10 protein-coding genes are annotated in these 10,592 nt (G+C 61.2%); 3 read left to right on the top strand and 7 right to left on the bottom strand.

Features of this window, described 5'->3' with window-relative positions; all coding sequences use genetic code 11:
* From PLL20_15870 to thiS, 4 genes are all read right to left on the bottom strand, one after another.
* On the bottom strand, window positions 1-187 hold a 187-nt coding region (locus PLL20_15870; GenBank protein ID HPD31468.1), incomplete at its 3' end, for a hypothetical protein.
* Between the two features lie 19 nt (window positions 188-206).
* A complete protein-coding gene (locus PLL20_15865) occupies window positions 207-659 on the bottom strand; it encodes a hypothetical protein (GenBank protein HPD31467.1) in 453 nt (150 codons plus the stop codon).
* An 11-nt stretch (window positions 660-670) separates the two neighbouring features.
* Window positions 671-1,507 carry a thiazole synthase gene (locus tag PLL20_15860; GenBank protein HPD31466.1) on the bottom strand — a complete coding sequence of 279 codons (837 nt, stop codon included), beginning with the start codon at window positions 1,505-1,507 and terminating at the stop codon, window positions 671-673.
* Window positions 1,508-1,708, bottom strand: coding sequence for a sulfur carrier protein ThiS (thiS, locus tag PLL20_15855; GenBank protein ID HPD31465.1), 201 nt, complete (start codon window positions 1,706-1,708; stop codon window positions 1,508-1,510).
* Window positions 1,709-2,136: 428 nt separating this feature from the next.
* Between thiS and PLL20_15850 the strand changes: the two genes are divergently transcribed.
* Window positions 2,137-3,723, top strand: coding sequence for a DUF1080 domain-containing protein (locus PLL20_15850; GenBank protein ID HPD31464.1), 1,587 nt, complete (start codon window positions 2,137-2,139; stop codon window positions 3,721-3,723).
* Between the two features lie 99 nt (window positions 3,724-3,822).
* Window positions 3,823-5,253, top strand: coding sequence for a sialidase family protein (locus PLL20_15845; protein HPD31463.1), 1,431 nt, complete (start codon window positions 3,823-3,825; stop codon window positions 5,251-5,253).
* 157 nt (window positions 5,254-5,410) lie between these two features.
* On the opposite strand, the gene PLL20_15840 is transcribed toward PLL20_15845, so the two are convergent.
* The gene (locus tag PLL20_15840) at window positions 5,411-7,018 is read right to left on the bottom strand and encodes a hypothetical protein (protein HPD31462.1); all 1,608 of its coding nucleotides are present in this window, start codon (window positions 7,016-7,018) and stop codon (window positions 5,411-5,413) included.
* Between the two features lie 170 nt (window positions 7,019-7,188).
* Between PLL20_15840 and PLL20_15835 the strand changes: the two genes are divergently transcribed.
* Window positions 7,189-7,761, top strand: coding sequence for a thioredoxin family protein (locus tag PLL20_15835; protein ID HPD31461.1), 573 nt, complete (start codon window positions 7,189-7,191; stop codon window positions 7,759-7,761).
* Between the two features lie 15 nt (window positions 7,762-7,776).
* Here PLL20_15835 and PLL20_15830 read toward each other — a convergent pair whose 3' ends face one another.
* Both PLL20_15830 and PLL20_15825 read right to left on the bottom strand, forming a co-directional pair.
* Entirely contained in the window at window positions 7,777-9,300 is a 1,524-nt protein-coding gene (locus PLL20_15830) for a sigma-54 dependent transcriptional regulator (GenBank protein ID HPD31460.1), read from the bottom strand.
* Window positions 9,301-9,596: 296 nt separating this feature from the next.
* Window positions 9,597-10,499 (bottom strand): prepilin-type N-terminal cleavage/methylation domain-containing protein, encoded by a 903-nt coding sequence (locus tag PLL20_15825; GenBank protein HPD31459.1) that lies wholly within the window; start codon window positions 10,497-10,499, stop codon window positions 9,597-9,599.
* Window positions 10,500-10,592 lie beyond the last annotated feature (93 nt).

The raw sequence follows: 10,592 nt of genomic DNA, 5'->3' as shown, positions 1-10,592 counted from the left end.
TGGCCGGTACGAGGTAGGCAAAGCTCTTGCCCACGCCGGTGCCGGCCTCGGCGAGAAGGTGGCGGGACCGTCCGAACGCCCGTTCCACCGCTGCGGCCATCTCCAATTGCTGGGGACGGTGCTCGTAACCGGCCAACCGCCGGGCGATGAGTCCATCGATTCCGAGAACCTCACTGACTGTCGACACGGGCAGACTGCCTCGATCATCACGCCGTCAGATCCCTGACGAAGCCGATGGCAAACCAGATGGACATTGCCGAATAGACAACCGCCACGAGAGTGATCGCAACCGCCACAAAGGTCGGACCCCGGATCCAGTTGCTTTCCTGCATGGTCGCGATGATGTGCGGCTGGGCGAGAATCAGCATGCAGATCATCATCACTCCTTGCGTCGGCCAGATGGAGATGGAGTGAAGATAGCTGTAGATCCAGACCGCCCGTGAGACGGCCGTGGGCCGACCGACTTCGGCGCCATGAAGGAAGTGGCCGCGGATGTAAAACATCTCTTCCACCCGGCCATCGGGGTCGGTGATTTTCTCTTTGGCGCCGTTTCGGGCGTCCCCCCCCAGATAAGCGTAGACCACGGTGTAGACCAGGAAGTTGGCCAGACCACCGACGATCAGCCAGATACAGATTCTGTTTCGGGTTCGGCGCTGCACCGGAGGCTCCATCAACGCGTTCGAGCGGCCGGGGCGATGACGCCCTCGGTCGGGCTTGAAGCGGTCGCGTACAGTTTTTTCGGTATACGGCCAGCCAAGAAGGCCAGTCGGCCCGCTTCGACCGCATGTCGCATCGCATGGGCCATGCGGACGGGGTCGGCGGCTCCGGCGATGCCGGTGTTGAGGAGCACGCCGTCGCTGCCCAGTTCCATCGCGACGGTCACGTCCGAGGCGGTTCCCACGCCGGCGTCGACGATCACCGGGTAGTCGGGATCATTTTCCTTGAGATACTCGATGATGATCCGGATGTTGTTGGGGTTGAGGACGCCCTGTCCGCTGCCGATGGGCGAGCCGGCCGGCATAACGCTCGTGGCCCCCGCCTCTTTGAGGCGCTTGGCCATGATCGGGTCGTCGGAGGTGTAGACCAGAACGGCAAAACCCTCTTTGACAAGTTTCTCGGTTGCCTGGAGACTGCCGATCGGGTCGGGCAGAAGCGTCCTCTTGTCGGCGAGGACCTCAAGCTTGACCCACTGTGCTCCGGGGTTGTCGAGCCCTTCAAGAAGCTCGCGGCTGAGCCGGGCAGCCCGGACGGCGTCCTCGGCGCTGAAGCAGCCGGCCGTGTTCGGCAGAATGGTGTAACGGGTCGGATCCAGGGCATCCAAGAGGCTCTGTTCCCGCTTGCCGCCCTCCGGCCGCAGAACATCGCGGCGCACGGCCACGGTCACCACCTGGCAGCCTGACGCCGCCAAGCATTGGTTCATCACCTCGTAGTTCGAGTACTTTCCCGTGCCCACGAAGAGACGGGATGAGAACTGAAAAGGACCGAGCTTGATGCCCGCATCGGTCATTCAACCACCTCCGACAAGGGTTACGATCTCGATTCGGTCGCCCTCTTTCAGGCGGGTCGTATCGAAGACCTTTCGGGGGACCAAATCGCAGTTGATCTCGACGGCCACGTGCTTCGGCTGCAGGTTGTATCGCCCCACGAGCGCGGCCACGGTCGTGCCCGGATCAATATCCTCATCCTTGCCGTTGATCTGCACGCGCATCGTGAACACGGCCTCTTGAGGCGAACATCTGTCTCGCGCGCCTCGGTTGGACACCTCAGACCATCTCAAAGGACCTGATTATAGAAACGGCCGGAGGAGGAATCAACGAGATGTCCGATCCCAGCATGCGGCCGGCGGATCGACGGCTTGCGGTGAGGAGGGGATAACGGTCGTTGGCGCTGTTTTCGTCACGTCGGTTGTGCATTGCGGGCAAGCGGCCGGGGAGACCGTTCGAGCAGGTGGAAGCTGCCAGCCGGAAAGGTCGTCGGCGGCGTCTTGCATGCAAGCTTGGGGAAGTGGCCGGCGCGGCGGCGGTGGGCTGCCCAGATTCAGGACGAGAAGCTATACTATCGACCCAAGCCTGAACCTGCGTGGGGACCGGCCGACCCGGCAGCCAGCCGGGCTCGATCTGCGTGGGAGGAATGGTCATGCTGTTGAGAACGACTCTCATCGGTCTTACCGCTGTGGTTGCCATGTCAACGACTTCGAGCGCCCAAGCCATCAACGAGGAGTTCAGGTCCATTTTCGATGGTAGAACGCTCAACGGCTGGGACGGCGACCCGGTCTATTGGCGCATCGAGGATGGAGCCATTACCGGTCAGACCACGCCGGACAAGCCGCTCAAGCACAACACTTTCCTCATCTGGCGAGATGGCGAGCTTGATGATTTCGAGCTGGTGCTTGAGTATCGCATCTTCGGCGGGAACAGTGGCATTCAGTATCGCAGTTGGGAGGATCCCGACAAGTGGGGCAAGTGGGTCGCGGCCGGCGAGCAGGCCGACATTGACGCCACAAACAAGTACACCGGCATCTTGTACAGCGAGCGGTCTCGGGGCATCCTGGCCCAGCGGGGTCAGAAGGTTGTCATTGGCGAGGACCACAAGGCCAGGGTCGTGGGCACGATCGGCAGTGCCGAGGAACTGGCCGCCAAGATCCGTAATCAGGACTGGAACAGCTACCGCGTGGTCGCCCGCGGCAACCGCTACGTGCACGAGATCAACGGGCAAGTCATGATCGAGGCCGTCGATGAAGACCGTCAGGCCTCGCGCCGTTCGGGCATCCTGGCCCTGCAACTTCACGCCGGCGATCCCATGAAGGTGCAGTTCCGCGACATTCGGCTTAAGCGTCTGCCGATGGAGGGCAAGAAGAAGATCGTATTTGTGGCCGGCACGGCCAGTCACGGCTATGGAAGTCACGAGCACAATGCGGGGTGCCTGCTGCTAGCCAGACTGCTGAACGAGAATGTGCCTGCCGTCCATGCGGTGGTGTACCGCAATGGCCGGCCAACCGACCCGACGGCGTTCGACAATGCCAACGCGATCGTCTTCTTCGCCGACGGGGCCGGCGGCAATATGATCAACAACCGCCTTGCCGAGGTCGGGGCCGCGGTTGACCGAGGCGCCGGCTTGGCCGTTCTGCACTACGCACTCGACGTGCCCAAGGGACCGGTCGGCGACCACATGCTCAAATGGATCGGCGGCTACTTCGAGCAGCACTGGTCGGTCAACCCGCACTGGTCCGCGCGGTTCGCGGAGTTGCCGAATCACCCGATCACGCGGGGGGTCAGGCCGTTCGAGATTGAGGACGAGTGGTACTACCACATGCGGTTCCGCGAGAACATGGAGAACGTCACGCCGATTCTCAGCGCAGTTCCGCCTGAGCGGACACGAGAAGGGCCGGACGGCGCCTATAGCGGCAATCCGCACGTTCGGGCGAGAAAGGGCATGTTGGAGGTGGTGGCATGGGCTTTCGAGCGACCCGATGGTGGGCGCGGATTCGGGTTTACGGGTGGGCACTTTCACTGGAACTGGGCGCATGACGATTATCGCAAGCTGATGCTCAACGCCCTGACGTGGGTGGCCGGCGCCGAGGTGCCGCCCAAGGGAGTGCCATCGAAAACGCCGACGTTCGAGGAGTTGGATGCCAACCAGGATGAGCCTCGCCCGGCGGATTTCAAGGTTGAGACGATTCGGGCCAAGCTCAGCCAGTGGAGCGCGGCGACTCGTCCTTCATGACAAGCGAGACACTCGAACACCATTGAAGCTGACAATCGACGCCACCGGTGACCTGATGAATTGAAGGGTCTATCTGTGGCTATCTCTGGAGAACAAACCATGCTGTCGACACTGATCCGCCTCTGCTCACAAGCTGCTGCTCGTCGCAACGGAATCATCCTGACATTGGCGATGGCCAGTACCCTGCCGGCGTTCTCATTGGCAGCACGGGCTCAGGGCGTTGCGAAGAGCCCGGCCGACGTCCGGGCCCACATGCTCCGCGAGGCCCATCGCAGCAAGCCGGATTACGTCGTCTATGTCCCGCAGCACTGGGACAGTTCGAGGCACGATTCGCACAACGAGCACTTCCTGGTGTTTGAGGGGCCGGACGGTTCGCTGATGGCCGTGTGGACGCAGGCTCTGGAACAGCCCGGCCCGAAGAACCGCATCGTTTTTTCGCGCTCCGATGATGACGGCAAGACCTGGGCATCGCCTTCGCACGTCGCCGGGCCGCGGACGCCTGACGACCCGACGCACATGGCCAGTTGGGCATTCCCGATGGTATCCAGGCGTGGACGTATCTATGTGGTCTACAACCAGCACCAGGGCATCAGCGGCTGGATTCCCATGCACACCGGAACGATGGACGCGGTGTACAGCGACGACAACGGCCGCAGTTGGTCAAAGCCGCAGACCATTCCGATGCCCAAGAGTCCGTATGACGACCCTGCCGGCAAGACGCCGGCCGAGTGGATCGTCTGGCAGATACCGATGCGGGACATGAACGGCGGCTTTCTTGTCGGATACACTCACTGGCTCAACCCGGCCCGGGCCACACTAAAGAAAGTCGAGGGCTGGACGCAGATCGAGTCGGTGTGCGAGTTCATGCGTTTTGAGAACGTAGATGCAAACCCGGAACCCAAGGATTTGAAGGTCAGCTATTCAGGTTGGGGCGACAAGGCCCTGCGCGTCCCCCACTTCATGCACCCGCTGCTCAGCATCGCCCAGGAGCCGAGTATCGTTCGCCTGCCGGATGAACGGTTATTCTGCGTGATGCGAACCAATTCCGGCTACATCTGGTACAGCGTGTCGGCCGACGATGGGAGAACGTGGTGCAATCCGCGTCCGTTGCTGCGCAAGGACCACGGCCAGCCCATTCTTCAGCCGGTGTCGTGCTGCCCCATTTACCAGTTGGCTGACGGTCGTTATGTTCTGCTGCATCATAACAATCGAGGCAATATTGAAGGGAGATCCGAGCGAACCAGCGAGCCCCGACGACCGGCGTTCCTGGCGCTGGGCGAGTTCCGCCCGACGGCCGATCAGCCCATCTGGTTCAGCGAATCCAAGCAGTTTATGGACAACGACAACGTCGGGCCGAACGGCCTGAGCAAGGAGGTCGATCCGAAGGTCAACACAGCCATCGGCATTTACAGCAGCTTCACCACTCGCGGCGGCAACAACGTTTTGTGGCACCCTGACCGCAAGTGCTTTCTGCTGGGCAAGAAGGTCACGGATGAGTTTCTGGCGGACATGACGGTGCCGAAGGAGTAAACCCGCACAATTGTCACCAAGGTTGTCGATGCGGTCTCGGGGTGCGCGGCATCGAAGAAATGGACTGAGCGGCCCCGGATGGGAATCCGGGGCCACAGGTCAAAGGCGGCGGCTCGCTTGGGCTGATCGCTGATCGCTGACAGCTCATCGGCGACAGCTACTGCTGAAACTGAAAGGCATACAGGTCCGCGTCGCGGATGGTCATATGCAGGCGGATCGGCTTGCCTGCCAGCGAACTCACGTCGCTGTTGCGTTTCCAGGTGACCGCCCGGTCGACCTCATTGCAGGTGTGGATCAGGTCGCAATCGTCAAGCGCAAATCCCTTGATGGGGCGGCCGTCGGCGTCCAGGATCTCGACCTGGACGATCCCGGCCGCGGAGGTGTCCACATTCAGGCTGAGCTTGCTTCCCTGGAACACAAGGGGCGGGGTGGTGAACTCGCCGCCGGTGTAGGCTCCTCGCACGGAGACAAAGCCGTCGCGGCGTGAGACCAGCCGGCTGAGCACTGCGATGTTCTGGCTGGCGTTCAGGCCGGCTTCGGCCAGGAGGCGTTTGTTACGCTCGTCGCGGTCCCAACCGTGGAGCCAGTCGCTGGCCCGGTAGTACAGGTACATCTCGCGTCCCGACACGTCCGGCACGAGGCCCCAGATGACCCGCGTGGAGGCCCAGTCGAATTCCCCTTTCATGCCCAGCGGGACGAATGACCGGCGGTCAAATCGCTGCCAGTTGATGCCGTCGCGGCTGGCCGCAAATCGCGTGTCGAGCGGCCCGGCGTTGGTCGGGACTTCCTTGGGAAACTCGGCCAAGCCGTTGATGTAGTGATAGTAGGCGGTCGGGAACATGTAGTAGGCGTCTTGGGCCCACGGGTATTTAATGGCCGCACTCATATAGAAGTCAACCACCGGCGTGTCGCCGTGGTGAAGGTCGTCGCGATCGCCGCCGAAGACGATGGGGAGGTCCTGCACGGCCGGAAAGCCGCCCAGATGATCTGATTCGCCGCGAGCAATGCAGCGGCCCTGGGAGCCGGGGTCGCTGCGGTTCTTGCGGACGTAGCAAACGTACTTGTTGATGCGGTCGTCCCAGAAGATGACATTCTGGGAGTCGAGGTGATGCCCTTGCTCTTGCGGGCGGGCGGTGCAGACCGATTCATGGGTCTTCTTCCAATGGATGCCATCGCCTGAGGAGAAGATGTGAATCGCCTGGCCCGCCTCGACGGGCACGTCGAACCTGCCGAGCATGCGAAAACGCTCATCGTCGGGGGCGTTGGGATCAAGGAAGACCATGACACCGTCCTGGCCGATTTGCGCGCCGGCGGCGCCGTGGCCGACAACGATGTTGTTTCTGCGGTTGCCCTTGTACTCGATCAAGCCCAGTTCCGGCTTCTCCCAATGGATGCCATCCTTGGAGCGGGCGTAGCAGATGCAGCCATTCTTCTCGCCGGTGTGCCACTGCACGGTGTCCATGACGTGATACCACATGTGGTATGTGTCGCCGACCTTCATGACGCTGCTATAAGGACCAACGCCGCCTGTCTCCCATTCGTGGTCGGGCTTGATAGTCATTTCGCCGGTCTTTCGGGGCTGGTGAACGGTCAGCTCGAGGCCTTTCGCCCGGGTCATGAACCGGCCGTCGATGAACACCTGTCTGCGGTCGCTGATATCAATGGGCTTGGTGACCGTGTCCGCCAAGGCTGCCGGTGAGCGGGCAGTGGCAGCCAGAACAAGCAGGAAACCCTTGAGCAAGCAGGTTTTTCCGCGGGTCATCATTAGTCGCACCTTTCCTTTCGCACACCCATTTGCCGGGCCTGTGCAGAGCATACCGGGGCACTTGGACAGCCCGCAAGTTCACACAGGCCGATCGGGATTCGTCAAAGGCCGGGGGGAGGTCTACAATGACATGAAAAGCACCGTACCAACCACATTGGAGGACCGACGGTATGGCATTGACGCCATCGACAATGCTTCCCCTGGGGACTCGCGCTCCGGATTTTCAACTGCCGGACACTTCAGGGAAGACGGTATGCCTTTCGGATTTTTCCGAAGCGCCGGCTCTGTTGGTGATCTTCATGTGTAACCACTGTCCCTATGTGAAGCATGTTCGGGCTGAACTGGCGCGAATGACCGCTGAGTTCAAGGACCAAGGCGTCGCCGTTGTGGGGATCAACTCGAACGACGTCAACAGTTATCCCGAGGACAGTCCCGAGAAGATGCGAGAGGAAGCCGTGGCGGCCGGCTACGCGTTTCCCTACCTTTACGATTCCAGTCAGCAGGTGGCCAAGGCATATCGGGCCGCGTGCACGCCGGACTTTTTCTTATTCGACGGCCAGCGCAGACTGGTCTACCGTGGTCAGATGGACGACAGTCGACCCGGCAACGGCAAGCCCGTAACCGGTGCCGATCTTCGGGCGGCGGTCAGCGCCGTCCTGGCAGGAGAACCGGTCCATTCCGACCAGAAGCCAAGCATCGGCTGCAATATCAAGTGGAAGCCGGGAAACGAGCCGACGTACTGAGGCTATGTGGCCGTTTCAGGGCTTTTTGGGCCGCGGGAGATCATACTTGCGGAGCTTGTGGTAGAAGGTTCGTCGGCTGAGGCCCAGCCGTTGTGCCAGTTCGCAATGGGTCACCGTGGATCGCGACATGGCCTCGTTCAGAATCATTGCCTCGAACTGCTCGACCATCTCGGCCAGGGTGAGCCGGCCGCCACGGAGCATGGCGTCTACCGCGGAGCTGAGCACATTGACCATTTCGACATCGGGATCGGGCGTGGCCTGCTTTTTCAGCAGGCTCGGCGGAATGTCGCTCAGTTCGATTCGCGTACCGGCCACCTTGAATGCCAGGATCTGCCGAACCGCGTTTTCCAGCTCGCGAACGTTTCCGGAGCCGATCGTGCGTGAAAGGACTTCGTATACCCGCTCGTCGACGCCTTCGATGGGACGAGGATAATAGGAGGCGTACTGGCGGAGGAAGAACTGCACCAGCGGTGGGATGTCCTCGGGTCGGTCTCGGAGCGGCGGCATGGTGAGCGAGATCACGTTGAGCCGCTGATACAGGTCGAGGCGGAACTCTCCGGTTTGCACAAGTATGGGGAGCGGGCGGTTGCAGGCGGCAATAACCCGTACATTGACCTGGCGCTCGATATCGTCACCGACGGGCAGGATCTTGCCCTCCTGGAGGACCCGCAGCAGCTTGGGTTGCAGCGGTTTTTCCAACTCACTGATTTCATCGAGGAGCAGTGTTCCCTTGTCGGCTGCCAAGAAGTAACCGGGGCGGTCTTGTGTGGCTCCCGTGAACGCGCCTTTCCGGTGACCGAAAAGGGCGCTTTCCGCCAGTGTTCCGGTTATGGCCGCACAGTTGACGGTCAGGAACGGATAATTGCGGCGTTTGGGATCCATCCGATGGATGGCTTCTGCCAAGAGTTGTTTACCGGTGCCCGACTCTCCGCAGACCAGAACGGGGGCATCTGAGACCAAGGCCGCCCGCTTGGCCTGAAAGAGCAGCTTGGCCATGATCTGGCTTCTGCCCGCGATGCCAGCCTCGTCAAAGATGGCTCGAGACCTAAGGTCTTCGCCCTCGCGGACGGAGGCCTCGTATCGGTCCAAGGCCTGTTTGAGGGTGTCCACCACCTGGTCCACTGCCATGCAGGGAGCCCATTCCACGAAACTGGTGGCGCCTGAAACCACGGCTTGGCAACAGGTTGTGACGTCGGCACCCTGGGCGATCAGAACTACGATTTGCGAATGAGGCGACTGCTGTTTGATCTGCCTGAAAACCTGGAGGCCCTGGCTAAGAAGGGTACCGGATTGACTCGCGTCACAACCGGACTGGGCCGTCGGGCCGGGGCAGATGGCCACGTTTGCCGCGTCAGCGAGATCGTACAGCACCAGCGGGCAGAGGTCGGCTGCCACCCTGGTCACGGCCTCCGCAGCGGACTGCACCCAGACGACATCGAAGCCGCCTCGGGATTCCAGAGACCGAATCAGTCCTTCGGTACCCTCTGTGCTGGAACGGACAAGCAGAACGGCGTTTTGAGACGTACGACTAAAACGCACGATCTCCTCTCTCCTCCCTTTCCCCTCTCTCCCTTCGTCAGCTACGCACACTGCCGCGCCGACAACTCTCCCTTGCCCCTCACCGCTGGCGCGGTGACCCTAGCTTCATCGTATTCAGTATACCGGCCCATATCCCCACGACGCAAGGCCCGTGGGGCGGACTGCTCATAAAATGGCGAAACCTGTGAGTCCTGTGAAACTCACCGTCCGATAGGATTGCCCCCGATCTTACCAAGAGGTCGAGCTGCTAAAGCCTTAGTGAGATAATAGTTTTTCGAGTGGAAAGCGGACTGCCGCTACTTGAGATCATACAGGCTGTTGTCTGGCGACAGGAAACCGTTGTTATCTCCGATGTATGGTTTCTCAAGGTCGTAGGTCTCGGTGTGTCTGCGATTCCATGGTCGGGCGTGACCATCGGCAAAGGCCACATTGGTCCGCCCGGTGTGTCGGTATCCCTGCGTTCCGGCTCCTCGACCGCTGTTGACCCAGGTGTCCCGAGCCCCCTGCTCGGAGCCCCAGGGGGAACGCATGAACTTGTTGGCTCCCGCGACATACTCCCCGTCTCCAAAGAGCGCGCACAGCGAGGGCATTCGAATCTCGTCCTGTCGAGCGGGGCGAACCACGACGGACCAGGAGACTGCCTGTGCCGGGGCGGCCGGCCCAAGAGACACGGTCTTTTCCTTCCTCTTCCGGAAAGCGCCTATGTAGCTGCTGTTGTAGTTGTATCCGGTGTAGCGATCATCCGCCCACATGGCCGGGCCGGCAAAGCCCGGACACTGCTGAATCGCCTCAATGGTCTTGCCCTGCCAGATCAAGCCGGGAAGAACACGGACCTTGCCAGTCATCAGGTCCGTGATTCGAGTGATGTCCCATCCGTAGTCGATCTGGCGGTCTGAATCGCCGTTGGCGGCCGGCGCGGTCACCGTGTCATGGGAAGGAGGGTAAAAGCCCGAATACACGGCGGTATAGGCCTGCGTGGTCGTGAGCATCTGATGCAGATTGCTCAGGCAAACCACGGTGGCAGCCTGTCGTCGGGCCCTGCTCAACCCGGGCAAGAGCATGGCCAGGAGCAAAGCGATGATGGCGACAACAACGAGCACCTCAATCAGAGTGAATGCATCCTTGCCGATGGCCGAATCAAGCAGCGACAACCGTCGACGACGGCCCTTGGCCCCCGAGGTTCTGAATCCATTCTTCATCCGTATGCTACCTCGTGCCGTCTTGGCACCACGTCAGTTCATGCAGTCCCAGTCCAGCAGTACATCCGGCCCTGTGATACAGCGTTGCAGGAA

Source organism: Phycisphaerae bacterium (assembly GCA_035384605.1).
Classification (GTDB): domain Bacteria; phylum Planctomycetota; class Phycisphaerae; order UBA1845; family PWPN01; genus JAUCQB01.
The sequence above is the reverse complement of the archived record's forward strand: the minus strand, read 5'-3'. Positions and strand labels throughout refer to the sequence as shown.

Excerpts from the sequence above, each read along its gene's own strand:
- PLL20_15860 (HPD31466.1), bottom strand. The coding sequence starts at position 1,507 with ATGACCGATGCGGGCATCAAGCTCGGTCCTTTTCAGTTCTCATCCCGT.
- thiS (HPD31465.1), bottom strand. The coding sequence starts at position 1,708 with ATGCGCGTGCAGATCAACGGCAAGGATGAGGATATTGATCCGGGCACG.
- PLL20_15850 (HPD31464.1), top strand. The coding sequence starts at position 2,137 with ATGCTGTTGAGAACGACTCTCATCGGTCTTACCGCTGTGGTTGCCATG.
- PLL20_15845 (HPD31463.1), top strand. The coding sequence starts at position 3,823 with ATGCTGTCGACACTGATCCGCCTCTGCTCACAAGCTGCTGCTCGTCGC.
- PLL20_15840 (HPD31462.1), bottom strand. The coding sequence starts at position 7,018 with ATGATGACCCGCGGAAAAACCTGCTTGCTCAAGGGTTTCCTGCTTGTT.
- PLL20_15835 (HPD31461.1), top strand. The coding sequence starts at position 7,189 with ATGGCATTGACGCCATCGACAATGCTTCCCCTGGGGACTCGCGCTCCG.
- PLL20_15825 (HPD31459.1), bottom strand. The coding sequence starts at position 10,499 with ATGAAGAATGGATTCAGAACCTCGGGGGCCAAGGGCCGTCGTCGACGG.